The organism is Cytobacillus sp. Bac17, from assembly GCF_024519925.1.
In the GTDB taxonomy this organism is placed as follows: Bacteria; Bacillota; Bacilli; order Bacillales; family Cytobacillaceae; genus Cytobacillus; species Cytobacillus pseudoceanisediminis.
Genome location: NZ_JALJRC010000020.1, coordinates 77,885 through 103,185, shown reverse-complemented (window position 1 = coordinate 103,185; position 25,301 = coordinate 77,885). Strand labels below are relative to the sequence as shown.

27 protein-coding genes are annotated in these 25,301 nt (G+C 45.8%); 8 read left to right on the top strand and 19 right to left on the bottom strand.

The features are described 5' to 3' along the window. Positions 1-220: hypothetical protein (locus tag NR125_RS20460; protein ID WP_256816028.1), on the top strand; the 220-nt coding region annotated here is incomplete at its 5' end. 469 nt (positions 221-689) lie between these two features. Further along, entirely contained in the window at positions 690-1,568 is an 879-nt protein-coding gene (locus NR125_RS20455; RefSeq protein ID WP_019379358.1) for an aminoglycoside 6-adenylyltransferase, read from the top strand. A gap of 26 nt (positions 1,569-1,594) precedes the next feature. Here NR125_RS20455 and NR125_RS20450 read toward each other — a convergent pair whose 3' ends face one another. After that, positions 1,595-2,902, bottom strand: a complete 1,308-nt coding sequence (locus NR125_RS20450; RefSeq protein ID WP_019379359.1) for a uracil/xanthine transporter — start codon at positions 2,900-2,902, stop codon at positions 1,595-1,597. A gap of 284 nt (positions 2,903-3,186) precedes the next feature. Further along, positions 3,187-4,413 (bottom strand): DUF819 family protein, encoded by a 1,227-nt coding sequence (locus NR125_RS20445; RefSeq protein ID WP_009335102.1) that lies wholly within the window; start codon positions 4,411-4,413, stop codon positions 3,187-3,189. A 206-nt stretch (positions 4,414-4,619) separates the two neighbouring features. Here NR125_RS20445 and NR125_RS20440 point away from each other — a divergent pair, with 206 nt between their 5' ends. Beyond that, positions 4,620-5,309, top strand: a complete 690-nt coding sequence (locus NR125_RS20440) for an ABC transporter ATP-binding protein (RefSeq protein ID WP_071157981.1) — start codon at positions 4,620-4,622, stop codon at positions 5,307-5,309. Beyond that, on the top strand, positions 5,306-6,643 hold the full coding sequence (locus NR125_RS20435) for an ABC transporter permease (RefSeq protein ID WP_009335104.1): 1,338 nt from the start codon (positions 5,306-5,308) through the stop codon (positions 6,641-6,643). The genes NR125_RS20440 and NR125_RS20435 overlap by 4 nt, the downstream gene beginning before the upstream one ends. 40 nt (positions 6,644-6,683) lie before the next feature. Here NR125_RS20435 and NR125_RS20430 read toward each other — a convergent pair whose 3' ends face one another. The 6 genes from NR125_RS20430 to NR125_RS20405 form a co-directional block, all read right to left on the bottom strand. Then, a complete protein-coding gene (locus NR125_RS20430) occupies positions 6,684-7,136 on the bottom strand; it encodes an SRPBCC family protein (RefSeq protein ID WP_009335105.1) in 453 nt (150 codons plus the stop codon). Further along, the gene (locus NR125_RS20425) at positions 7,105-7,476 is read right to left on the bottom strand and encodes a MerR family transcriptional regulator (RefSeq protein WP_256816023.1); all 372 of its coding nucleotides are present in this window, start codon (positions 7,474-7,476) and stop codon (positions 7,105-7,107) included. Before NR125_RS20425 ends, NR125_RS20430 begins: the two co-directional genes overlap by 32 nt. 244 nt (positions 7,477-7,720) lie before the next feature. Then, positions 7,721-8,650 carry an iron-hydroxamate ABC transporter substrate-binding protein gene (locus tag NR125_RS20420; protein ID WP_256816022.1) on the bottom strand — a complete coding sequence of 310 codons (930 nt, stop codon included), beginning with the start codon at positions 8,648-8,650 and terminating at the stop codon, positions 7,721-7,723. A gap of 198 nt (positions 8,651-8,848) precedes the next feature. Further along, positions 8,849-9,130 (bottom strand): alpha/beta hydrolase, encoded by a 282-nt coding sequence (locus NR125_RS20415; protein WP_009335108.1) that lies wholly within the window; start codon positions 9,128-9,130, stop codon positions 8,849-8,851. A gap of 51 nt (positions 9,131-9,181) precedes the next feature. Then, positions 9,182-9,361 (bottom strand): alpha/beta hydrolase, encoded by a 180-nt coding sequence (locus NR125_RS20410; protein ID WP_019379368.1) that lies wholly within the window; start codon positions 9,359-9,361, stop codon positions 9,182-9,184. A gap of 292 nt (positions 9,362-9,653) precedes the next feature. Next, positions 9,654-10,385, bottom strand: coding sequence for a DUF1836 domain-containing protein (locus NR125_RS20405; protein ID WP_009335111.1), 732 nt, complete (start codon positions 10,383-10,385; stop codon positions 9,654-9,656). Positions 10,386-10,560: 175 nt separating this feature from the next. On the opposite strand from NR125_RS20405, the gene htpX reads away from it, so the two are divergent. Both htpX and NR125_RS20395 read left to right on the top strand, forming a co-directional pair. Continuing rightward, the gene (gene htpX / locus NR125_RS20400; RefSeq protein ID WP_009335112.1) at positions 10,561-11,442 is read left to right on the top strand and encodes a protease HtpX; all 882 of its coding nucleotides are present in this window, start codon (positions 10,561-10,563) and stop codon (positions 11,440-11,442) included. A gap of 254 nt (positions 11,443-11,696) precedes the next feature. Further along, entirely contained in the window at positions 11,697-11,930 is a 234-nt protein-coding gene (locus tag NR125_RS20395) for a DUF378 domain-containing protein (RefSeq protein ID WP_009335113.1), read from the top strand. A 33-nt stretch (positions 11,931-11,963) separates the two neighbouring features. Here NR125_RS20395 and NR125_RS20390 read toward each other — a convergent pair whose 3' ends face one another. The 4 genes from NR125_RS20390 to kynA all read right to left on the bottom strand — a co-directional run bounded on the left by NR125_RS20390 (position 11,964) and on the right by kynA (position 15,940). Next, positions 11,964-12,551, bottom strand: coding sequence for a class I SAM-dependent methyltransferase (locus tag NR125_RS20390; protein ID WP_251174035.1), 588 nt, complete (start codon positions 12,549-12,551; stop codon positions 11,964-11,966). A 73-nt stretch (positions 12,552-12,624) separates the two neighbouring features. Then, positions 12,625-13,461, bottom strand: coding sequence for an STAS domain-containing protein (locus NR125_RS20385; protein WP_009335115.1), 837 nt, complete (start codon positions 13,459-13,461; stop codon positions 12,625-12,627). A gap of 203 nt (positions 13,462-13,664) precedes the next feature. Then, the gene (locus NR125_RS20380) at positions 13,665-15,008 is read right to left on the bottom strand and encodes a sodium-dependent transporter (protein ID WP_256816021.1); all 1,344 of its coding nucleotides are present in this window, start codon (positions 15,006-15,008) and stop codon (positions 13,665-13,667) included. An 80-nt stretch (positions 15,009-15,088) separates the two neighbouring features. Then, a complete protein-coding gene (kynA, locus tag NR125_RS20375; protein ID WP_019379372.1) occupies positions 15,089-15,940 on the bottom strand; it encodes a tryptophan 2,3-dioxygenase in 852 nt (283 codons plus the stop codon). Positions 15,941-16,021: 81 nt separating this feature from the next. Between kynA and NR125_RS20370 the strand changes: the two genes are divergently transcribed. Then, positions 16,022-16,201, top strand: a complete 180-nt coding sequence (locus NR125_RS20370; RefSeq protein WP_198286725.1) for a hypothetical protein — start codon at positions 16,022-16,024, stop codon at positions 16,199-16,201. Between the two features lie 26 nt (positions 16,202-16,227). Here the strand turns inward: NR125_RS20370 and kynB are convergent, their stop codons facing one another. Together kynB and kynU are read right to left on the bottom strand one after the other, a co-directional pair. Next, entirely contained in the window at positions 16,228-16,857 is a 630-nt protein-coding gene (gene kynB, locus NR125_RS20365; protein ID WP_009335118.1) for an arylformamidase, read from the bottom strand. Beyond that, positions 16,854-18,122 (bottom strand): kynureninase, encoded by a 1,269-nt coding sequence (gene kynU / locus NR125_RS20360; protein WP_256816020.1) that lies wholly within the window; start codon positions 18,120-18,122, stop codon positions 16,854-16,856. Before kynU ends, kynB begins: the two co-directional genes overlap by 4 nt. A 117-nt stretch (positions 18,123-18,239) precedes the next feature. On the opposite strand from kynU, the gene NR125_RS20355 reads away from it, so the two are divergent. Next, positions 18,240-18,857: a TetR/AcrR family transcriptional regulator gene (locus tag NR125_RS20355; RefSeq protein ID WP_071157999.1), complete on the top strand. Its 618-nt coding sequence runs from the start codon at positions 18,240-18,242 to the stop codon at positions 18,855-18,857. Between the two features lie 145 nt (positions 18,858-19,002). Here the strand turns inward: NR125_RS20355 and NR125_RS20350 are convergent, their stop codons facing one another. The 5 genes from NR125_RS20350 to NR125_RS20330 form a co-directional block, all read right to left on the bottom strand. Further along, entirely contained in the window at positions 19,003-19,701 is a 699-nt protein-coding gene (locus tag NR125_RS20350; RefSeq protein WP_009335121.1) for an ABC transporter ATP-binding protein, read from the bottom strand. Between the two features lie 14 nt (positions 19,702-19,715). Continuing rightward, positions 19,716-21,176 carry an ABC transporter permease gene (locus NR125_RS20345; RefSeq protein WP_256816017.1) on the bottom strand — a complete coding sequence of 487 codons (1,461 nt, stop codon included), beginning with the start codon at positions 21,174-21,176 and terminating at the stop codon, positions 19,716-19,718. Positions 21,177-21,189: 13 nt separating this feature from the next. Then, on the bottom strand, positions 21,190-22,068 hold the full coding sequence (locus NR125_RS20340; RefSeq protein ID WP_009335123.1) for a peptidylprolyl isomerase: 879 nt from the start codon (positions 22,066-22,068) through the stop codon (positions 21,190-21,192). Between the two features lie 14 nt (positions 22,069-22,082). After that, the gene (locus tag NR125_RS20335; RefSeq protein WP_256816013.1) at positions 22,083-23,282 is read right to left on the bottom strand and encodes a S1C family serine protease; all 1,200 of its coding nucleotides are present in this window, start codon (positions 23,280-23,282) and stop codon (positions 22,083-22,085) included. 300 nt (positions 23,283-23,582) lie between these two features. Next, positions 23,583-25,136, bottom strand: coding sequence for a vanadium-dependent haloperoxidase (locus NR125_RS20330; RefSeq protein WP_256816011.1), 1,554 nt, complete (start codon positions 25,134-25,136; stop codon positions 23,583-23,585). Positions 25,137-25,301 lie beyond the last annotated feature (165 nt).

The window sequence follows — 25,301 nt, the reverse complement described above, 5'->3', positions numbered from 1 at the left end:
TTCATGGAGACCATTCTTCTGCCTCTGGCTCCTTTTTCGGCTTCATGAGAGCTTCATGGAGACCATTTTTCTGCCTCTCGTGCCTTTTTCGGCTTCATCGGCGATTCATGGCGACCATTTTTTTGGCTTTGGTGCTTTTTCGGCTTCATCGGCGATCCATGGCGACCATTCTTCTGCTTTTGGTGCCTTTTCGGCTTCACGAAGGCTTCAAATTATTTAATCTCAAGGTATAACGACAAAAAGGGAAATCCATCCATGAGGAATGATCGTTAGTCCATGCTATTAACGACCAAACAAGAGATACACCATGAAATATGGAAGTTAATTCTAATCATTATCGACCAAACAAGAGGTGCCACATGAAATATGGGAGTTAATTCTAATCATTAACGACCAAACAAGAGATGCCACATGAAATATGGGAGTTAATTCTAATCATTAACGACCAAACAAGAGATGCCACATGAAATATGGGAGTTAATTCTAATCATTAACGACCAAATAAGAGATGCAACATGAAATATGGGAGTTATTCCGATTCATTATCGGCCAAATGAGGGATTCAGCAGAAATACTGAAGCCCTTCCCTCCCACTCAGTTGCCCTTTTTCGGGTTTATGATGAAAACAGGAGGAATTCCCCCATAAAGAAAGTATCTTAATAGTATAACCAAACAATCCAGGAGGCCACATGAAATCAAGAACCGAAACCGAGATGATGAATCTGATTTTATCAACAGCCCGGGAAGATGAGCGGGTGCGCGCGGTTATTCTGAATGGCTCGCGCGCGAATCCGAATGTGAGGAAGGATATTTTCCAGGATTACGATATTGTGTACATAGTTAGGGAAATGGAGTCCTTTACCTGTGATCATAGCTGGGTGGATGTATTTGGCGAGCGGGTTATGATGCAGATGCCGGAGGAGAAGGTGCTGCCGCCTGCCGATGGGCACGGACGCTTCCCCTATTTGATGCAGTTTATGGACGGGAACAGGATTGATCTGACTTTGATTCCGGCTGACGAGATGGATGAGCTGCTGGAGCCCGACAGTCTGAGTGTGCTGCTTCTTGATAAGGATGGACTGATTGGGTACCTGCCGCCAGCCAGTGACCGGGATTATCTGATCAAGAAACCGGATGCCCAGGAATTTGCAGATCTCTGCAATGAATTTTGGTGGATCACGATGAATATCAGCAAAGGGCTTTGGCGCAGGGAGCTTACTTATGCGATGTTTATGCATGAGCAGATCAACCGCAATGTGCTAATTACCATGCTCGAATGGAAGGTTGGCATCACAGACGATTTTACAAAGAGCGCAGGCAAAGCCGGCAAGTATCTGCCCGATTTTCTTCCTGACGAGGTATGGGAGCAGTTCGAATCCACCTATTCAGACGCCGATTTTCATCACATATGGGAAGCCCTTTTTACAATGTGCTCCCTTTTCAGAGAAACGGCCGTCGAGGTCGCAGAAAAGCTGGGCTTCGAATACCCGTTTGAAGATGATAAGCGTGTAACTGCTTTTTTAAAGCATGTCCGCATCCTGCCTGCCAATGCATCATCCATCTATTAAAAAAATCCCCTTCACAGGGGATTTTTCTAGTTATTCTTCAATTCCAGCTGTTCGAACGCAGACCAGTTCACCATTTTTTCAAGAAGAATGGAGATCAGGACGCCCATCAAAAGCCCGTTGGATAGGAATGGCTGAATCAAAACCGGCAATTCTGCGAATACCGCGGCCGGTGTATTCATCAAACTGATTCCGATCAGGACGGGTGCGGCTAAACGGAATATTGTGTCTGAGTTGAACACTTTTCCGCTTAAGCTGTTGAAAGCTGTCCCGAATAACTGCAGATATGCTACAAACAGCACGGCGTTCCCGACTGTTACCGGCATGCCCGCCAGCCATGACCCGAGATGCGGAATCAGGCCAATGACCGTCAGGAGCGCGCCGCCGATGAAGAATGGTGTTCTCATCAATATTCTCGTGCTTTGCAGAAATCCGATCGATGAGGTGAATGGCGTATACGGCACGAGACCAAACCCGCTTCCCATCACTGTGAAAACTGCGGTGATAAAAATCGATCCGCGGTATTCGCGTTTCCCGGATTCTTTTTTAAATAAACGGTCACTGGAGCTGATGGAAGCGACTGTGTTGCTCAGGTTCATCAGACTGGCAAAAAAGGCGACGGCCACAATTCCGATTTCGAGGTTAGGCTGTCCCAGCGGAAACAGTGTAAAGCTCACATCTCCGGACGCTGTCCCCTGCATCGCTTGACCGGCAAACAGGAGATCATAGCCTATCCATCCTGCCAGCAATCCTATTAAGATGGAAAAATTGCTGATGACGGCGTTCCCTTTTAATTTTAATAAACTCACAAAAATGACGAGTGCAAAGGAATAAAGGGTGATGGGAACATCAATGGTGCCCTGTTCACTGACCTTCATCATGCCTTTGAAAAAGATGAAAATCAGCTGGAAGGTTAATAGGAACAGGTAAACGGACATCACCATCGGGCTGAATATCGATTTTAGCAGAGAGATGCCGTTGAAGGCTGCTAGAATTAGAGTGACAGCCGAAGCGAGCAGTACGCCTGTCGCAATTCCGCCCCCGATTTCCGTATAGCTCATGCCAAGGGACGATGCCGACAGTCCAAGGTTTAAGATGACTCCCCACAATAAGCCGGAATGGCCTTCCATGAGCGGATACCGATGCCCTTTCCAGCCTTGAAAAATGGTTGCCAGCCCCGTAAAGATAAGCGAGGCTCTCAGCATCATCGCAATCGTTTCTCCCGGCAGCCCGAAGACTGTTCCAATCGAAATTGGGACCATCACTGTATTAGCAAAAATAAAAAATAGCCATTGAACAGAAGAAAATATCGTTACGGTACCAAACCGTTTATCCAAGGTATCAACACCGCTTTCTATTATTTCGTTTCTCTAAAAATAAACCAGCTATTAATATAGTACAAATCGCGAAAAATTTCTTTGGATTTTTCTTGCAGAAGGATGGAATTTGGAAGAAAGCGGAGCTGGAGCCTGGAATATCGGCGGCTGAGCGACATATTGAAAAGCTGACCGATAAAGTGAAATTTTAACCGTTATCCATTAATTGACCGAATACTAGAGATGTTAACGGCCATGCAAAATAGAAAAAACCCGCAAAATCCATTGCGGGCGCTTCTCCATTTTTACATAAACCCCGAAAACCACAGTCCGAGCGCGGTTCCAACGTAGTTGCCGATGATATAGCCCAGCGTTCCGACGACGAGTATGGGTCCGATCAGATCCTTCCAGCCTTTGGCGATGGCCATGGCGGCAGCGGTAGTCGGGCCGCCGACATTGGCATTGCTGGCCAAAAGGATTTCTTCGAGGTCATATTTTAGCAGTTTGCCTGCTGTTAAAGATACAGTCAGGTTCACTACGACGATAATGAACACAAACACCAGCAGCAGCGGGGCATTTTCGATAATCAGCGGAATCGATGCCGGGATGCCGATCACGACAAAGAACAGGTAAATCAGGAATGTGCCGATTTCCTGGCTTCCGTTAATAGACTCGAAGTACCTCGGAAACATGGCCAATACCAGGAACGTCAGAGTGGTCAGCATCAAATACTTGTCTCCAAACAGCCCGTTTACGAGATTGATAAAGAAAGAAACGTCATCCCCGGAAGGAATGGCGGAGTCCAGGAATTCAGCGACTTTAAATGAAACAATCACCAGCAAAAAAGCTGTTCCGACGGATAACGCGATATCCTTTAAGGAGATGTCCTTTCGCTTCCAAAAGCTTTCCGCAAGTGTCTTCCCCTCTTCTCCTATACTGCCGCTTTCCACCTGGTCTACATGCGGCGTTTTAAACCGGCGCCGGAAAAAGCCAATGGCCGGTACCATCATCAGAACGACAAAGTAAATGGCCATCATTAAATTATCGGCGACTACTGCGGCTGATACCATTTCTCCAGGCGTCTCGAACTTTGCTGCCATGGCCGCGAAGTTTACCCCGCCTCCAATATAGGACGCGCTGAGCATCGCGCCTAGTTTATCAAGGACAGGTATATGATCTTTCAGCAAGAAGAAGCTGATGATCACCCCTGCCACTGTCCCGATGGAGCTGATCAGAAAGATAATCAGCAGGCGGCCGCTTTCCTGCCAGATTCTTTTAATCTTCACATGAAAAAGAAGCAATGGGATCGCAAGCGGAATGATAAAAGTCCAGACTGCATCGTATACAGGCGATGCTGTCGGAATAATGCCGGTATTGGATAGAATGATGGCGCCAATCAGGGCAACAATCGCCCCTGAAATTTTTGCTGCCCAGCTGTAACGCTGCTCCAGATAGATGCTTGCCGAGGCCCATACCACAATAATTCCCCATAGTGTTACATAATCATCAGCTTTAATAAGTGTCTGCTCCAATAACATTTCCTCCTTTTTTACAGTGTCACTACTACTCATAGTAGCTCTATCTCTTTTAAAATTCAAAATATTCAAACCGGACGGAATTGATTCAACAAAATTCGGGTGGTGCCTGTCACCAAAAATTATTTTATATTTTTTTGAAGCCGAAAGTGCCCTTTCGTACGTCTAGATTGCAGACACTTTTTTAGAAGGAAGGTTATTGCGTGATAGAAGTTAGAGAATTAAGCCATGCGTTTGAGATTGGCAAAAAAGAAAAGAAGACGGTAATTCCGGTATTGGAGGATGTTTCTTTTTCAGTGGAAAAAGGCGAGATTGTCACGATTGTGGGCAGGAGCGGATCCGGGAAGTCGACGCTCTTGAATATCATCAGCGGTTTTATTAAGCCAAAGCATGGGGAGGTCTGGATACAGGGTGAAAAGGTCAGTGACTATAACGAAGGCAAATTCGCTGATTTCCGCCTGGCGAATCTCGGATTCATATTCCAGAGCTTTCAGCTGATTCCAAGCATGACGGCTTACCAAAATGTCGAGCTCCCTCTCATTCTCAAAGGGATGGCTGAAAAGGAAAGACAGCAGAAGACGGAAGAGACGTTAAAGCGGGTAGGCCTTATCGAATATAAAGATCATTATCCAAGTGAGCTTTCCGGCGGACAGCAGCAGCGCGTCAGCATCGCCCGGGCGCTTGTCGTGAATCCTCCCCTCATTCTGGCAGATGAACCGACAGGCAGCCTGGACAGTGAAACAGAAAACGAGCTGCTGCAGTTCATTCAAGAGCTGAACCGGGATCTGGGCATCACGTTTCTGATTATTACGCACGACGAAAAAGTGGCAGCCATCGGCCATAAGACAATTGAAATCACAGATGGAAGGGTTATGGAGGGTGTATTGGCATGAATTTAAAAGATCAATTCAGATTTGTAAGGCAAAATATGAAAAAGAATAAAACAAGGCTGTTTATGACGATTTTAGCCACAGCGATTGGATGTACCTTTCTGATTGTGCTGGCATCGGTCGGATTCGGGCTTCATAAATCGATCATCCAGGATGTAATGGAAGACAGCCTTGTTACGGAAGTCCAGGTTCACGGCAAGGAAGCGGGCGAAGGAAATTTTCAGGGCATCAAAGATGAAGATATCAAACATTTTCAAGAAATCACCGGGGTAAAAGCAGTTACCCGCAGGCAATCTCTGCAGCAAAGCCCGATCTTTAAAACAGGGGATTATACCTCTCAATCAGAAGCTGTTTCGGCCTATTTCCCGGAAGAAGTGAAAGCAGGATTCGAGCTTTCTGAAGGAAGACTCCCGGAAAAAGGGAATGAAGTGGTGGTTGGCTCCTCCTTTGCGGATGGTCTGTCTCTGGAGCCGAAAGAAGGAGAGAATGCCTTTAATGAGGATGGAACGATAAAAGAAGAATACGCCTACAAGGGTGAGTTAGTCGGAAAGACGATTGAAATGGAAGTTATCAAAATGGAGGATGGCAAGGAAATCAAAAAGTCCATTCCCCTGACCATAACCGGGGTCACGAAAAAGCCTTCTAAAGAATGGATGCAGATCCGCACGGTCTTCATTTCCGAAGATATTTTTAAGGAAGTGGAAGCATTCACCGGTACACCTGCCGGCAGTCCGGAGCAAGTGGAGGGAGCTTCCGAGGATACTGGCCGAATATACGATACTGTCAGCCTTTACGCTAAAGATGTCGAGGCTGTCACAGGCATCAATGACCAATTGAAAGACGGCAATTATATGGTTTATTCCATCGTGAACGAGATGAAGCAGATTAATATGGTTTTTACGATTTTAAAAATCGGTCTTCTCTTCATCGGTACCATTGCTTTGATCATTGCCTCCATCGGCATTTATAATACGATGACGATGGCCGTTACGGAGCGCGCCCCCGATATCGGGATCATGAAAGCGATCGGCGCCCATCCGAAAACGATTAAGCGGATCTTTGTCCTTGAAAGCAGCTATATCGGCCTGCTTGGCGCCCTGTTTGGGACGATTGTTGCTTATGGAATCAGCTATGCGGTCAACCTGGCCCTTCCGCTCGTGCTGGAAAGAGTATTTGAGGAAGCCCCGCCTGAGGGCCTCATGCTTTCCTACATTCCGTGGTCCCTGACATTGATCAGTGTGGCGATTTGTCTGACAGTTACCATCTTCTCAGGCTGGCGTCCGGCCAAGCGCGCGACACAAGTGGATGTGCTGAAGGCAATGAGACGGGAAGTTTAATAGATAAAACATCGCTGGTATGAGCCGGCGGTGTTTTTTATTATAACTTGAATGCTTCTTCGCGAACCTTCTGCAAAAATTCTTCAACCACTTTCAGGTTGTTTTTATCGCCGCCAAGCTTCAGCATGGCCCTTCCTACGAAGTTAACCCCTTTATTTTCCCCTTCATAAATAAACCTGGTATGGGAGTCATCGATTTTGACCAGCGTAAATGCGAGGGTGATTTCAAAGGCCTTTCCCAATACAAAATGGATCTGCTTATGCTTTTTATCCTCTGCATTCTCATATGCCAGCGTTTCGACAATATAAGTTTCCTGGCGCTTGCCTTCTCTGTAGGTTTGCCTGTGCTTTGCCCCTGCTTCATGTTCCCTTTTTTCGATCAGGGTGTGCTCTTCGACCTTGGGCATGATTTTCTTTATGTGCTGGTCGGAAAACAACCTCCACACCTTTTCAATATTCCTTTCAATCATGATTTCTTCTTTCCATTGAATCACGATTCTTCCTCCTTCCCCGATTCAAAAAGGCATCGATTTCATCTATTTGGCCTTGAAGCTCTTCCATTTGTTTCTCGATCAGTTTTCTTTTTTGCAGCAGCAATGCTTCCAGATTGGCGAATGATTCATCCTCCATCACGGAAATCATTTCCTGAATGGTGAAGCCTAGTCTTCTTAGTTTTATTAACAGAATAGCCAAAAAATAGCTGCCGTCATCGTAATACCGGTAATTGTTTTTTGAGTCAATAAAAGCAGGCTCCAGCAGCTTCACTTCTGCGTAATATCGCAATGTTTCCTTCGTTAACCCGGTCATTTCCGAAAACTCGCTGATCTTGTACATCGCTTCCTCCCATTTATCTTAAACTGTGGGGTGCACCACACGGTCAATGCTTTTTTAAATAATATTTTGTATTATGTATATCACAATGCACATCCGATAGAAAGAGATAGAAGAAGCCTCAGGCGGCATGAACCGCTGAGGCTTTATTCCGTTATAGATTTCAACCAGGGAGCGAATCGCTTCCTCTTCCTATTCTCATTTTGCATACTCGCCAATATAGGATTAATCGATTGGAATGCCGCTATTATTTTCCTTTAGTTAATTCATTCACTATAAATTCCAGCTGATTTTCAAGGGAAATGGCATCGTTAAACCAAAATGATTCGGAATCAAATTCTATCACCTTGTTGTTTTGTACAGCAGGTATTTCCTTCCATACGCTTGTATCCATAAAGGATCCCTTCTTTGTTTCATCTCCTGTTCCAACAAACATAATGTCACCGGCGTATTCTGGGATTAACTCAGTCGATATGGATTTATAGCCGGGTCCAAACACATCCTTTTCTACCTTATCAGGTGCCTGAATTCCGAGTGCCTGATAAATGATTTCCGTTCCCCGTCCCCAATTCTTTCCGTAAATATATGTTTCTTTTCCCATTGTTTCGAGCACTGTTACAGTTACATCCTCACCAATGGCAGCTCTTACCTTTTCCTTTTCTTCTTTAGCTTTTTCAGTCCATTCTTCTACCCATTTTTCTGCTTCATTTTCTTTCCCTACAATTTTCCCAATTTCAATATGCTGCTGTAAATAATCGTACTCTGTATTTGTCAGGGCAACAGTTGGAGCAATTTCCGAGTATTTCTTTAGATTCTTATCAGACGAAAAAGCAATAATTAAATCTGGCTCCAATTCTATTAACTTTTCGATGGACCCTTCCGCAACAACTTCTGTATTTTCTAGTTTATCCCCGAAAAATTTGTTTCCTTTTACCCATTCATTCACGGCAACAGGGGTAATTCCAAGCTTCAATACATTCCCCACATAGATATGTGCCAATACCGCCACCCTTTTAGGCTTGGCAGGAACCTGGACATCTCCATCTTCTCCATGGTATGTCCTTGTGCCAGAGTCAGCGCTTGCCCCTGATGTTTTGCCTGAGCTTTCTCCGCAGGCAGATAAAATACACGCTAACAACAGTGTGATGACAATTAATATAAACTTCGTTTTTTTCACTGGTTTTCATCTCCATCATATTTTTCTTTCAACAGCAAGTGTAAATGATTATCATTATCAATAAGAATAAAACAGTTCAGCTCGTTTTTCAATTCATTTTTATCATATATTTTATTTCTGATAGAATTTGAACCGCATCTATTCTCCATTTAAATATAAAAAACCTCAAAAGCAACAACCGTTAAGGTACTTGTACTTTTATGGTTTTAACACAAATCTCAAGGACCTGCTTAAAGCGGCAGGCACTACAGAGATATGGTTTTCCCCCTCGGCGATATCCAGCATAATATCAAGCCGTGAATCCTTCAAGAGGGTTAAGCGCTCTGCCAATTCCTTTACATCCTCCACCATGAATCGTTTTTCCTGAGCTCCGGCTGAAAAATAGATTTTAAGATTGCCATCTCTCAAACGGTCTATGATTTCCAGTTCCAGCTCGAGAATACATTCCTGATTCCACCAAATCGAGGGGCTGCTGATCATATAGCTATGAAAAGCTTCCGGCTTTGTAAAAAGCGCATACAGACCAAACAGTCACCCTAAGGAATGGCCAAAGAAGATGTGCCTCGCAGGATCAGCCTCAAACATTTCATTCACCTTCGGCTTCAGTTCCTGTTCAATAAATTGCAGGAATTTCCCGCTCCCCCGCTCCTTGGCCATGGCTTCCGGAGAATCTTCTGTGATTTCAAAAGTGAACTCCGGCGGGGAATCCAATATCCCTTATTCTCCTTAAACCGGAAGCGGTCCTTTTCGATCGTTAAATCTCCCGCTCCGTTCACAACGGCGAGCAATATATGCTGATTGGTAAACTGATCCTCCAGCTGCCACTGCATTTCTTCTTTTATATTTCTATTTTTCTCAGCCTGAATATGAGGTCTTCTAACGCAAAGCAATCAGTATTTATTTCTAACACTCCTGTTCTTTCTATCAATAATGATCATCAATATCACTTTATAAAACAAGAGCACAAAAAAACATCGCCCTCTAGTTGCGATGTTTTCTTGGCTTACCCATTTAAAAATAAGGTAGCTGTTACATATTTCTTTGTCAGCGACTTGTAGTAGGCCGATAAAACTGTCAGTGAAGCCGTTACAAGAATATTGGAAACGATGTCTTTCTGGTTTTCAGTAAAATCCTGGAAACTCTCCATTGTTTTCAATGCTTCTTTTTTGATGCACTGTTCTGTCTGATCGTATATGCTTTTTTCGGCACCATTGTGCTGATGGACCTTTTCAAAAATGGCCGCGTAAGCAGAATAAAAAGGGATCGGCCCAATCAGGTCGTCTGTGCGGTCATCCAGATCATTAAAAAGGAGGGCAAGAATTTTTCGGATCGAATCGAAATCAAGCGTCGCTTTCAGATCCTCCACGATAAAAAGCATGGCAGCCTGGTCGGCCGAATATTTCTTGCCGAGCTGCGGACTGCCTATCAGGTCCTTAACATCCCGCTTCACCCAGTTTTGCACAGCAGTCGAAGATAGATGGGTAAATTCAATCTGGTTTCCCAGTGCGACAATTTCATTGATGGAAAAGCCGATTTTCTGCAAATCTGCCCGCAGCAACTTTTCAAATATAGCCGGCATTTTGGTATCCAGAAAAGCTTCCGTTGATATTCCTTTCTTTTCATGAGCAGCCGCCCATGCCTGCTGGAGAATTTGTTTGGGTGAATGCCCCCCTTCCCCCTTCAGCGACAGAAGGAAATCAGCCATGCTTTTCCTCGATAGCTGGAATAATTCCAAGATAATCAGCCCCTGCGTTCTCTTTTCGATGCTTTCATCCTAATGGTTTACATGATAACAGTCAACGTCTATTTCCTTACCGCCTAGTTTTCACTTGTCATTTTAATCGAAAAATTGTATTATATAGTCAGATGACAAGTTCATATGAACTCAAAATAGATTAAAGGGTGAGGAAATGGGTAAACGTATTTTTTACTTTTTATTGACGAACGTGCTGGTTCTATTGACCATCAGTATTATTTTCTCGCTGATTGGCGGAGGTAATTACATCAATGCCCAGGGCGGCATTGATTTCGGCGCATTGCTTGTGGTCAGTGCCGTAATTGGTTTCACTGGCTCCTTCATTTCTCTGTGGATGTCCCGCTGGATGGCCAAGAGAATGATGAATGTTCAGGTGCTGGATCCGAATAGTTCCCTTTCAGCAGCTGAACGCGACATCGTGGAAAAAGTTCATCGCCTATCAAGAGCAGCAGGCTTAACACATATGCCTGAAGTGGGAATCTACCATTCCCCTGAAGTGAACGCTTTTGCAACAGGTCCTACGAAAAAACGCTCTCTTGTGGCGGTTTCAACTGGATTGCTCCAGGAAATGGATGACGATGCCATTGAAGGTGTCATCGCCCATGAGGTCGCACACATCGCGAACGGAGACATGGTCACCATGACCCTTCTCCAGGGGGTTGTCAACACATTCGTTGTCTTCCTTGCTCGAATCGCAGCCTGGGTGGCATCCCGTTTTGTCAGAGAAGAAATGGCGCCGATTGTACACTTTATAGCTGTAATCGTGTTCCAAATCGCCTTTTCAATCCTTGGAAGCCTTGTGGTCTTCGCCTACTCCCGCCACCGTGAGTTCCATGCGGACCGCGGGGGTGCTGACCTTGCCGGCAAAGACAAAATGACACATGCCCTGCAGATGCTGAAGGCCTACTCCAGCCGCATCAAGGGTGAAGAGCAGACAGCGATCTCCACTTTGAAAATTAATAACAGAAGCAAAGCTTCACTGTTCTCGACGCATCCGGATTTGGATGAGCGTATCAGACGTTTGAGTGCGAAGTAAGCAGAAAAGCGCACACGCCTTGTCCACCCCGACACTCGAGGGGGAGGCTGCTTGTGTTAGACATATGAAAAGGGTGCCCTGGATGGGGCACCCTTTTCATATTCTTTCATCTCTAACTCTCTGAAAATTGTTTGTCCCCTCAATATCCGGGTAATCTCCTAATAGACAGCAGGAAAAGCATCGGGACTAAAGCTGTGACGGTTTGTCCCGATGCAGCACCCTGGAAAATTTATTAACACGAGGAGGCTATGAACATGAACGGTTTCCAGCGCATTGCACTTGTACTGACGATTATTGGAGCCATCAATTGGGGGCTGATTGGGTTTTTCCAATTTGATTTAGTTGCCAGCTTATTCGGAGGACAGGATGCAGTTTTATCAAGAATAATCTATGGTTTAGTGGGAATTGCCGGATTGATCAATCTGGGACTCCTCTTTAAACCGAGCCGTGAATATGAAAGAGAACCGGAATCAAGGCCTGTTCGATAAAAGAAATTCCCCCTCCAATATGGCTGGGGGGGTTCAATCAAACGTTTGATTAAACCGATAGACCAAAAAACGCTCATTTTCATCGCCCTCGAGGACCACCTCTTTTATCAGCTCAAACGGGGTGCTGTTTTCCAGATAAAAAATATAATCTTCTGAAGGGTAATATAAGATGATGTCCATTTTGCGCGGGTTCTCTTCGGCTGAGAGCAGGATGCTGTTGACGACTTTCATAAAGATCTTCACCGAAAACGGATTGAAAAAGTAAAAGTGGCTGTCCTGCGGTGTTATTTCATACTCCTGAGCCAGGATGCACTGAAAGCTGATTCTGGCTTTTTCTCCTTTGTAAGTCCGCAGGTTTTCCAGTGCCTCACGGTAAAAGTCCTCACTCATCTCCACGCCGGCAGCAGATGCCCGAAATGTATGGTGAATATAAAAAGGCAGCCTGCCTTTGCCGCAGCCGAAATCCACCAGGCGGTCGCTGCTTCTTAACCCGTATTCACTGAACAGTTTTTCCAGGCCTTGATATGGAGTTGGCTCGTAGCGGTGGTAGTGGAAAGATTTATGGAATCCTATTTGGTCACCGCTTGTATGGATGTTGATTATTTCATCAAAATTTTTCATGCTGGATTCCTCCGCTAAAAAATGCCTGCCGCCATCCCAATTGGACAGCACCAGGCATTGTGATATGTTGTATTTATTTCGATTCATTCCCTAGATATTCTTTTAAAGTCTGCTGCAATGTTCCCTTTGTTTCCGCCTGATTTTCGAATGAAACGCCGGCATGGATCATTTTTCGGACAAGTTCAGCACGAAGGCCTGTAAGAACCGCCTCGCATCCCATCATTTTGATGCCGCTGAGGATCTTTTTGAAGTGTACAATGACATCAATTTCCATATCGGCAATTCCGGAGAGATCCATGATTAAGGTCTGGATTTTAATGGATGAGATATCCATCAGAACTTTCTCTTCAATCGTCTGAATCCGGTAGGAATCAATCATGCCAATCAGCGGCAGAACAGCAACAGAAGTGCTGACTGGGATAATCGGCACTGACAAATGCTCAACCAGTTTGCGCTGTGATTTAAGCATCTCATCTTTATAATCAGAGTAGCTGATGAAGAAGTTATTTAAAAATTGGTCAACATGGTCATTTACATTCTTTTCCAGATTATAAAAGTCCTCTCCTACTCTATTCCTCCCTTTAATTTTGTCGTATTGGAATAAGAAGTGCCACAAAGTACGCCGGATCGCCTGTACCCATTCCAGCTTAAATGAAAGTGTCAGGGAATGCTCGGCCCAGGCAACACCTTCCTGCCTGGCAAAGGCAATCAGCTCTTCTTCTTCATTTTCGACAACATATAAAGCCAGCCTCTCGGCATTTTTTAAAAGATCGATATTGCCTCTTTGCAGAATTTCATTGATTTTAGAGGCAACATTTACAGCCTCGGACAGTAATTTCGCCTGAAAATTCTCACGATTCACAACAATAAATTCTGCTATATCCTTAGTTTCTTTGTAAGTTGCTTCCATTTTAAGCATACGCCCCTTTGTTTTATATACTATACACTTTCGTTTTAATCATGGAAAATCCTTCTTGAACTTAATATGGAAGATAATAGCACCCTTTTATCAGACCCCAAAATTTTAATACCCTTTCTAATTTGCCCATAAACCTTTAATTTGATTTTTTTTTAAAATTACTGAAAAAAAGCGCCAGGACTTGGCGCTTCTTTTTAAAAAATTCCGGATGTGCTGATAAACACAACAACAATAGTAGCAGGGACCAATACTTTCATAAGGATGTTCCACGCTGTGTACATGGCTGGAGAAATATCGCTGCCGAGCAGAAATTCCTCTTTTACTAGCTGTTTGTCCATTCTTAAAGAAATAAAGAGGGCAATCAGCAGGCAGCCGAGAGGAAGAAGGATGTTGCTGACAAGGTAGTCGGTTGCATCAAATATATTTTTCCCGAAAATGGTGAAGTCCCCAAGCAGGCTGAACGACAGCGCAGCAGGAATCCCGGCGGCGAACATGACAATGCCGGAGATCCAGGAGATTTTTTTCCGGGAATGCTTTCCGTTCTCGATGAATGCAGAGACGATGATTTCCAGCATGCTGAACGATGATGTCAAAGTGGCAAATAAGAAAAGCAGCAGAAAGATTGCCAGAAACATTTCCCCTAATGGGATCTGTGAAAAGACGGCCGGCAGGACCATGAAAAGAAGCCCCGGGCCTTCCGCCGGTTCAAAACCGAATGCAAACACAACCGGGAAAATCGCCAATCCTGCCAAAACAGAGATAATAATGTTCATGATGACAACAGAGCCCGCTGAATTTGGGATGCTTACTTTTTTATCCAGATACGAACTGTAAGTGACCATGCATGAGAAGCCGACTGCCAGTGCAAAGAACGACTGTCCCAATGCATAAAGAGCCGATTCCCCAGTGATTTTGCTGAAGTCCGGGTTCAGGAAGAACTTGACTCCTTCCATCGCACCATCCAGTGTCAGTGCGCGTACCACAAGCACGATAAAAAAGATGAATAATAGCGGCATCATATATTTGCTTGCAGCTTCAATCCCATTTTGGATTCCGAATGTGATGACCACAATGTTAATAAGCAGAAAAGCTACCAGCCCCATTAGAGTCCAGCTTGGCGTGGATGTAATCATGCCAAACAGTTCCGGATAGGCTGCGCCCGGCGTAATGATTTGGCCGCCAATCGACAGGACTGTATAAATCAGCACCCAGCCCCCAACAACCGAATAAAAACTCAGCAGCAGGAAGCAGCCGACAACGCCAAGCTTGCCGGTAATGGTCCACGGACTGTTTGGAGCCAATTTATAATAGGCAGACACTGCTTCTTTCTGTGCCCCGCGTCCGATAATAAACTCTGAAATGAGCATCGGAAGACCAATCAAAATCGTAAACGCGATAAACATCAGCAAAAAGGCGCCTCCTCCGCTCGTTCCGGCTACATACGGGAACTTCCAGATCGCTCCCAGGCCAATCGCGGCACCGGCCGAGGACATGATAAAGCCGAATTTAGAAGACCATTGCTCTCGATTTGTACTCATAGTACCCCCCTGTTCTCTATTTTTATGCAAGGCCCGATTCAGGAAGACTTTCGGGCCCCGATTCCCCTTTAAATCCTAGATTATAACTCTGTGCGGATATCCCAAAGTTCAGGGAAGAAGCGCTGATCCAATACTTTTTTCAAATAACCGACACCGGATGAACCGCCTGTTCCCATCTTGAAGCCGATGATTCTTTCCACCGTTTTCATATGGCGGAAGCGCCACTGCTGAAGCCAATCTTCGATATCCACAAGTTTTTCCGCAAGCTCGTATAACTCCCAGTACTTTTCAGGATTTTTATACACCGTCATCCAGGCTGCGCGGACCGAATCATTTTCTTTATATGTTCTGGTTACGTCTCTGTTCAGAATGTCTTCATCAACTGGCAGGCCTGCTTTATGAAGCGCGCGGATGGCTACATCGTATAGGCCCGGCTTTTCGAACGCTTCCGTTAACTTTGCATGCAGATCCGGGTCTTTTTGATAGATTTTCAGAACATGCTCGGTTTTATAGCCTAACGCAAATTCTACCATACGATACTGGTAGGATTGGAAGCCAGATGCCTGGCCAAGTGAATCGCGGAACTCCATATACTCGGATGGCGTCAATGTGGACAGCACATCCCATGCCTGAATAATCTGCGATTGTGTCTTCGAAACGCGCGCCAATCGCTTCTGTGCTGTGGATAAATCATTGTTTTCAATCGATTCAATGGCTGCACCCATTTCATGAAGAATCAGCTTCATCCACAGCTCGCTCACCTGGTGGATGACGATAAACAGCATCTCATCATGATGTCCGGAAAGCCTGTTTTGCGCGGATAGGATTTTGTCGAGCTGCAGGTATTCACCGTATGTCATGTTGTTGGTGAAATCTGTATGGATGCTCTTTTCAGAGGTTGTCGCGTTTACGTCCTGGTGTGTTTCTTTCATGTTATGTCCTCCTTGAGATTTGTTCTTGTAGTTCCCGATTCGGGCCGTGCCTGTTATTTCAGCGACTGACCGATATATCTGATGCAGATTGCAGCCGGACTTCATTTGGCCGGTAAAACCCGCATTTTGGCCGGTATTTTATCGAAATTGGCCGGTAATTGTACGTTTTTGGCCGGTATTTCCTTCAAATTGGCCGGTAAAGGCTATTTCTGCTGGCTGCTGCACTTCCAGCAAGGCAGAAATTTAGCGTTTGGCCGATAAATTCGAGGTTTTGGCCGTTCCCCCGCTTAAATTGGCCGAATAACCGCCCGCACCGGGCTACCATCTCCGTCTTTTATTGGGAGCGGCAAGGCAATTAGCTCGTAATTTCCTTCTTCTATCTCATCCAGCATGATATTTTCCAGAATATGAATGCCATTTCGATATAAAGCATGGTGTGTTTCCATCTCTTTGCTGTCGAGCGCATCGACGGATGGCACATCCACTCCGAGCAGGCGCACCCCTTTACTGCCGAGGTAGTCAGCCATATCCACGGTCAGTTCAGGGATCTGATTCGGAAACACTTCCGAATGATTCGGAACCGAGGTCCTAAGCAGAACACGTTCCACACCTTCGAGATCAAATCCTTTCAGAACTTCCGAATCCACCGTTTCATAGGCTGATACATCTATCACACACGCCGGCCCGATATACAGCTCGATATCCAGGTCCAAGATCTTTTCGCCTTCGTCATTAAAATGGAACGGTGCATCGACATGGGTGCCGGTATGCAGGCTGGTCGTAATCCTGCCAATATTGACAGAGCCGGTTTGTTCTTTTGTAAAAGCTGTTTCATAGCTGAATGGCGTATCTCCGGGCCAGTGGGCAATGGCATTAGTCAAAGGCTGTGAAATATCGATCCATCCCTTTTTCATCATGCTACGACTCCCCGCTTATTTTCAAATTGCTTGTATTTTTCTTGATCCATAATACCTTTAAGGATCTGAACTGTTTTCCAGACATCTTCAAACGTATTGTACAGCGCTACCGGCGCCAGACGGATTCCGTTCGGGGCACGGAAATCCGGGATAACTCCCTCTGCTTTCAGCGCCTTGCAGATCCTTGCTGCTTCCGGGTGCTCCAGATAAATATGGCCGCCGCGCTTCTTTTCATCAAGCGGGTTGCGCAGGATAAATCCGTGTCCGTCAAGCTCATGCTGAATCAGCTTAATCATATAGCCAGTCAGTTTAAGTGATTTTTCGCGGATTCTTTCCATGCCAGCTTCATTAAACATGCTGAGTGATCCAATAATTGGCGCCATGCTAAAGATATTCGGAGTTCCAATCTGATATGCGCCTGCATCTTCAGCAGCAGTCAGCACATGTTCCATATCAAACTGCTTATCCTTGCGGGAGCTGAACCAGCCGGCAAGTCCCGGCACTTGGCCAAAATGGCGCTTGTTCACAAACAATCCGCCCGTCGAGCCAGGTCCACCATTCAGATGCTTATAATTGCACCAGAACGCGAAATCCACATCCCAATCACTCAGGGAATGCGGGACAGATCCAACCGAATGGCATAGGTCAAGGCCAATCTCAATCCCGCGCTTATGTGCTTCTGCAGTCAGATACTCCATATCCAGCACCTGGCCGCTTCGGTATAAAACACCCGGCAGGACAATCAGCGCGATTTCATCTGTCATCTCCGCGACAATGTCTTCTTCCTTCAGCGTATGGCCATCCGCGCTTTTTACCTGGACAAGATGCTCATCAGGATCATAGCCCTTCAGCTTTACCTGGCTTTGCAGCGCATAAATATCGCTCGGAAAATTCAATTCATCCGCCAGTATCTTCGTTCTTTTTCCTTGCGGCTTATAAAAAGTCGAGACAAGCTGATGCAGATTAACGGTTGTGGAACCGCTTACAATAACTTCCTCCGGATGTGCTCCCACGATTGGCGCCAATTCTTTTCCTAGTTTTTCAGATAAATAGAACCAGGGATTGTCCCCTTCTGTCCAGCCATCAATAGCATGGTGCTTCCAGGAATCCAGCAGGTCAAGGAGTGACTTTTCCGCACGCTTTGAAAGCAGTCCAAGTGAATTGCCATCCAGATAAATTCCGTCTTCTTTTATATAAAACTCTTCCCGGTAGGACAGCTCATTCCCAGCATCCAGTCCGATTGCATACTCTCTTGTAAAATCCATAGATTTCCAACCTTTCAGAATATTAATTATTTACGAAAATTATATGGTTTGATTGACACTATGTCAATGATATAATGTCAGTATAGTTGCCAGAAACTGAACGAAGGAATGAAATAAATGAAGAATCCGATCGATCAATTGCCGGCAAGGCAGCAGCAGGCCCTGAAAACACGCCATAAGCTTCTCCAGGCCGGAAAAGAAGTTTTTCTCGAAAATGGCTTCCAAAAAGCAACCATCTCCCAAGTGATCAAAAAAGCAAATACAGGCTACGGCACGGCGTACGTCTATTTTAAGAATAAAGATGAGCTTTTCATTACCTTAATGGAAGATCTCATGAACCAATTTTACGAAGTGGCAGAGATGCCCTTTAAGCCGCAGGCCAAAGAAGAGGCCTATGAAAATATTAAGAAGCAGGTCAGGCTGTTCCTGCGGCTGGCTTTGGATGAGCGGGACATGATGAAGGTCGTAAAAGAGGCAATCGGCGTCTCACCTGAGATAGAGGAAAAATGGTACGGAATCCGCGAACGCTTCATCGAGCGGATTTCAGTCGATATCCGCTACGCACAGGCGCAAAAGCTTGCCAAAAAGCAACTCGATCCGGCCCTTACCGCGAGAGGCTGGTTTTATTCAAATGAGATGTTCATGTGGGAGCTGGTGATGAATGAGGAAAAGTATCAGATGGATGACGTGATTGTGAATCTGACCAGAATGTATACAGGCGGGCTGTATGAATAAAGACTCATGTCCCACTTGTCATGATTTGTGTGCCCCTCTTCCATTTTACAATCAAATTTTGCTCATTAATGCGCCACTTCCCATTCCACCGTCTGTTTTAAAATTTTAAAAAAGGTGCCTCCTCCCTCAGGAAAAGGCACCTTTTTCAATTCGAAACCAGCTCGGGGTCATTCGCTGTAACCGTAATACTCCCTTTTGAAAGCTTCACAACCACATCCGAATCTCTCGCAATGTCGGGATCATGCGTAACGACGATCACGCATTTTTCTTCTTCATGTGCCAGTGCCCGTAAAAGACCGACAATCTCCTGGGCCGTGTCTTCGTCCAGGTTGCCGGTCGGCTCGTCCGCGACAATCAGTTCGGCGTCACAGCACAAAGCCCGGGCAATGGACACACGCTGCTGCTGGCCGCCGCTTAAAGTAAGCACTTTTTGCCGGGCCTGGATTTCAGAAATCCCGACCCGCTTCAGCATCTCCACAGCAATCACCTTTTTATTTTTCGCAGAGGATCCGGTAATCTCCATTGCGGTCAATACATTCTGCAGAGCCGTCATATACGGAAGCAGATTATAAGATTGAAAGACAATGGAGACAAACTTATTTCGGAATCTCGTCAGCCCAATTTTCCGGATATCCTTTCCTTCGTACAGCACTTCTCCGTCCTTCGGAACATCCAGGGCACTGGCCAGAGCAAGGAATGTCGTTTTCCCGGATCCGGACGGCCCGATTATGCTGTAAAAATTCCCTTTTTCAAAACTCACATTAATATTATTCAAGATATCGTGTTTTTTATTTTCATGTTTATACCAGTAGCTGATATTTTTGAATTCCAGCAATGAACTCATTTTTCCATCTCCTTTTAATCCTGCTTGCTTAGAATGGCTTTTGGCTGAAGGCGCAATACGGTTAACGAAGGCAATAGTGCCGACAATGCCGCAATCAAGAGGCCAATTAGTGCAAGGAAGCCAAGATCTTCTCCTGTCACCTGAACATTCATTTCATCTACCGTCTCCACTGTTTCCTGATTCTGCATCATACCCGGACCGAAGCCGCCCATGCCCCTTCCTCTGAAGGATTCCGGTGCATTCGTCTGTTCTGCTGATGCCAATTCCTGATTCAGGAGCTGGTCGCCAAGCTTGCCAGCCACCACATTGCCGCTTGCTGTGGCAATGCCGAGCGATAACACAGCCACTACTAAAATTTCCGCCATAAACTGGCCTGCAAGCTTCCACCTTTTTTCCCCGATCGCCAGCAGGACGCCCATTTCATACTTCCGCTCACGGATTGACATCATGACGATCAGACCCAATATGACTGCTCCGGCAATGGATACCAGGTACACAATATTTTTCGAAAATCCGGCTACATTCTCAATCGGGCCGACCATCTGCTGATAAAGCTGGTCATCGGCATCAAGCTTGAACGTTTCGAAATCGATGCTGCTCTCTGCTTTTGCCTGATCGATAAAGTCCTGCATATCGGCAGGATCCTCTATGTAGTAGATGGCGCTATCGATTGTATTTTCATAGTCAGACCCCTTTAGTGCAGCAGCAGCAGTGTATGGAACATACAGCTTGTTATAAGGATTCAGTGCTGTAAAATCCATTGCCTGATCAGATCCGGCAAAAGCTGTCTGATAGATTCCGATCACTTCAAGCTCCATTTCAGCCGTTTCATCACGCGGGTTGATGACGGTAATCTTATCGCCAACTCCCAGCTCGTTTTCTTCTGCCAATGTCTGTTCAATCAGCGTGACATTTTTACCGATATGCTCCTCTGTGATCCCGGTTCCTTCAACCATCGATGAGGTCCCATCCATAAACTCCGCAACCGCGTCTGTAAATGCAACCCCCTGCAGGCTCACATCCCCCTGCATCATTCCGCCCGGCATGCCTCTCCCAGGCTCCTGCCCTTCACTGCTTTCCTCAGATGTGTCAGAGGCAGCCGAGTCGCTTTCAATCGGATCAAAACCGATGGCCAGCCCAGTGGTGGATGAGTAGAAATTATAGCCTTTAATCTGGTCATAAGAAGCCAGTTCCTCTGCGGCATCAAGCGGGACAGGAACTGACTGGAAACGCATCCGCTCCCCTCCGCTCTGCTGCTGGGACATCGCCTGCTCTCTCAGTTTTTCCATATCAGCCTGCAGGGTGACATCTGCCCCCAGCTTTTGGCGGGCGAGATCTCCCGACTTTTCGGCAGCTGTCTGGATCGATAATCCTGCCAGCACTAATACACAAATCACGGTAAATACGAAGATCTGCAGAATGCTTTTCCCTTTTCTGGCCTTCACGCTTAAAAACGCTCGTTTTAAAAAATTCATCTCAAGTTTCCCCTCAGCCCTCTAAATAGTTCTTAATCTCATATTCTTCAAATTTTTCTTCCAGCCAAGCCGTATATTCTGTTTGCATCTCTGTTTCAAATAATGTATTTTTAACCTCTTCTTTCACATCTTCATAGGCTGCTTCTTTGGCTTCCTGCTTTTCTGCCACTTTGATTACGTGATAGCCATATTCGGTTTTAACAGGATCGCTGATTTTTCCCGGTTCCAGCGAGAAGGCGACCTCTTCAAATTCCTCGACCATATCTCCCTTTCCGAAAAAGCCGAGGTCTCCGCCAGCATCTTTGTTGCTTTCATCGGTCGAGTATTCAGCCGCAAGCTTCGCAAAATCACCGCCATCATTCAGTTTTCCGATGACTTCCTTTGCCGTTTCCTCATCCTCTACTAAAATATGGCTCGCTGATACCTGTTCCTCCTGGGCAAAACTTTCTTTGTTTTCGTCAAAATAGGTTTTCATAGCTTCTTCTGAAATCTCAATCCTTGGTTCCAGCAGCTTCTTGGTTGCCAGGTAGGATTCGATATCCTCCTCAAAATCAGCCATTGAGAGGCCGCTTGATTCGAGCGTCTGCTTTAAAGCATCCTCCCCGCCGTATGACTCCGCATATACAGCCTTTTCCTCATCAATTTCTTCCTGTGTCACTTTCACATTTTCTTTCTTCGCTTCCTGATCAATCACTTTCTCGGTGATCAGCGAATCCAGAAGCTCCTGCCCATACTGGGCAACGAGACGCTCATGCAGCTCATCCCTGCTGATTTCTTCCCCGTTTACGGTCGCAGCAGCATCATCCTCCTTTATTGTAAAAAAGATGGCCGCCGCTGCCCCGATCGTTACTACACTGCCTAAAATCCAATAGATAACTTTCTTATTCTTCATCCTGTTCCCCTCTCCTAATTCGCTTTCTGGTTGCTTGTCAGCGTGACTTCCGCCGTTTTCAATTCGCCGCCGCGGTAAAATTCGATTTTCACCTTATCGCCAATCGAAAAACCGCTGTATAAATGCTTGCGCAAATCTCCGGAATTCGTGATTTGCTTTCCGCCAATGCTGACGAGAATATCCTCTACCTGAAGTCCGGCTTTGGCAGCGGCCGAATCCGGATCAACATTCGCCACTATTGCCCCGCTAGTCACGCCATCCGGGAGATTTCTTAAATATTGAGGCGGCACTTCTTCAAAGCTTGCCAGGCCAACACCAAGATACGGGCGGACCACTTGTCCATTTTCAATCAGCTGATCAATCAGTGTTTTCACTTCATTGCTTGGGATGGCAAATCCAAGGCCTTCCACCCCGCTATCCGCGATCTTCAGGCTGTTGACCCCGACCAGCTGGCCGGCTGTATTCATCAATGCGCCGCCGCTGTTGCCCGGGTTGATCGCTGCATCTGTCTGAATGACATTTAAGTTCCATTCCCCTGCAGACGTGCTGACTTGAATCGAGCGGTCGACCGCACTCACGATTCCCTGAGTCACTGTTCTGGATAAATCCAGGCCAAGCGGATTGCCGATCGCCAGCACCTGATCACCAGCTCTCAGCTTGGAAGAATCGCCAAACGTCATGGCTTGAGCGTCTACATCCCCTTTGATTTTCAGCACCGCAATATCTGTCAGCGCATCGGTTCCAATCAATTCTGCCGTTGCCTTCTCACCATCATGCAATGTCACCTGAATCTCACTCGCATTTTCAATCACATGGTTATTGGTCACAATGTATGCCGCATCATCTGTCTTTTTAAAAATTACACCCGACCCCGTACCGCTTTCTGAAGCTTCACTCGACTGGCTGAACGGATTATTGTTTTGCTGCTGCATATTCACAACGCCAACAATCGCTTTCGATGCCTGCTCAATTGTATCGGCCAGGGAATTGGATGAAGAAGATACTGGCGTCACATCGAGATTGGATGAGCTTTCAGCTTGTCCAGTTTCATCCGGAACGCTTGCCTGCGGCATATCCTCCTGGAAATACGGAACGGCTGTCAGCGTAAGCGCCGAACCCAGCACACCAGCCGCCACGGTTGACAGGAACCCTTTCCAAATCGGTTTTTTCCCCTCCCGATTTTCCGTTCTGCTTTCTTCGTTAAACTCTGTCATGATTAAACACTTCCTTCTTATCTATTTTGAAATTGAATAGTTTTCGTTTGCCTTACAAGTCATACTTTAAAGGCCCAATGTGTCAGGAAAATGTCAAAGGAACTTTTTTCGAAAAAAACATGTCCCACTCTTGATAAATAGGGATTGGGCTCTACAAGACGCTTCTGAGAGTTTCCGCTCCCATCAAATAAATGACGAGCCGGAATGGCAGACGCCAGGAGCAGGACTTTTATCCAGATCCCCATTCTTATGAACAAAAAAAACACATGGCGCTGAGGCTCGCACATGTGTAGATAAAGCTTAGATAATCGTTACTTTTTTTCCGTCAAATTTGGTTAGCGTAAAACCGTTAAAATGCTCATTAAAGGATGAGCTGTAATCCCTCAGGAGCCCAATGGACACTGCTTCACCAAGCTTTAGCCCTTCTATGCCATCAGAGCGCCAATGGACACCTGCTGTGTCTCTGCCCAGGGAAATATTCACACCAAGCTTATTAAGCTCCCCTCCTGCTGTCAGAGGTTTGCCCGGATAAGGAAGCAGCGAGAGTCCATCCAAACTTGCTTCCACCGGATCCGGAATCACAAAAGATTCGTTGAAAAATGCTTTAAGGATCGTAACCCCTGCACCGGCTATGCACGCGTGACCTGCAGGGTAGGCAGGATGGGTCGGGCATCCTTCCGGATAGGCCATAGGCAGAAGATAAGATCCATATTTGCTGAATACTTTAGAAAGGGCTTCAGATTCAAGAAGCTCTGAGTGGATCGGGTATTTAGCCGATCCATTCATATGGTTATGAACACGCCCGCCAAATTCTTCTGGACGGAGCCTGCGGTGGACGAGAAACTTTTGGAACCAGGAAGCTTCCAGTGCCATCCTCCCTGCTTTTGTGACCATGTCCAATATATGAGCAGCCCCGAAGGTAATGAAACCTCCCTGGGTAGCCGACTTAAGATAAGGGTTGTTCCGATCGAGAGCCTCAGGCCCATAACTAAGCAAAATTAAGCAGGCCGATAACGGACATTGAAATGAAAAATCATAATGTACATACTCACCTAAGTCACGCCCGTTGCGGATATAACGGGGCACCGGATCTTTTATCGATTCTCGGGGTAATGAACCATTTTGGATGTCCAGCCATTCTTCATAAGAAGTCATATGATCAGACCCAGCCAAAGCGGTGCGGTATTTCTGGGGAATGACTGCAGAACCAAATGGAATGTCCTTCCAGAGGAACTGTGAAAGATAGGGACCTGTAAGATTACCTGGAAACTCACTGCGGAACAAGGTTTCAGGAGTGACCTTTCCGTTATCTTTCGGTCCCCGAAAATCAGAAAATCCTGATAGGTCACCAGCAGCCTCGGCAATCAGGGGATCACTTTCATAAGCCCGGAAAGGAATATCCCTGGTAAGCGCCTGCCAGTATAACTCTGCCATTTCTCCCGCCTCCAAGGCGCTGCTGAAAGCTGGAGGCTTGGACAGATTCAATTGATGGCAATCAGGACCTATTAAATCATACACATAGGAAGCCTGGGGATTTGAAAGCTTCACCTTCCCTCCCATTGGGATCGATTCAAAATCTTCTGGATTTCCGGACTTTAAAGCTTCCATATACTGTTCATACGCCTCGGATACAACTTCTCCAAGAGAATTATGGGGAAGCCCCTTAGAGTAGCTGCCTATTTTCCCGGGAAGCTGTTCGTCTCCATTGCATGAATGTTCTTTTGGCGGCACAAGCAGGTGAGAAGCAGCAGACATAAGCCGGATGCAAAAGGCTGCCTTCATTCGCTTCCACCCTGTTTTAGGTGCTATTAAGCAGCCCTTTTCCTTATGATAGTAAATTTTCTTTTCTTCCATAGTAGCTCCTCTGTAACTTCTATTTGTTATTTCATGATGATCATTTCATTATATTCACAGGATAGTTGTAAGCTTGGGCATCAAACTAGTAACTCCTAACCATTTTATTCGTCCTCCTCCTAACTAGCCGGAAATAAAGAGTTTGGGAATGCTATGCTGGATGAA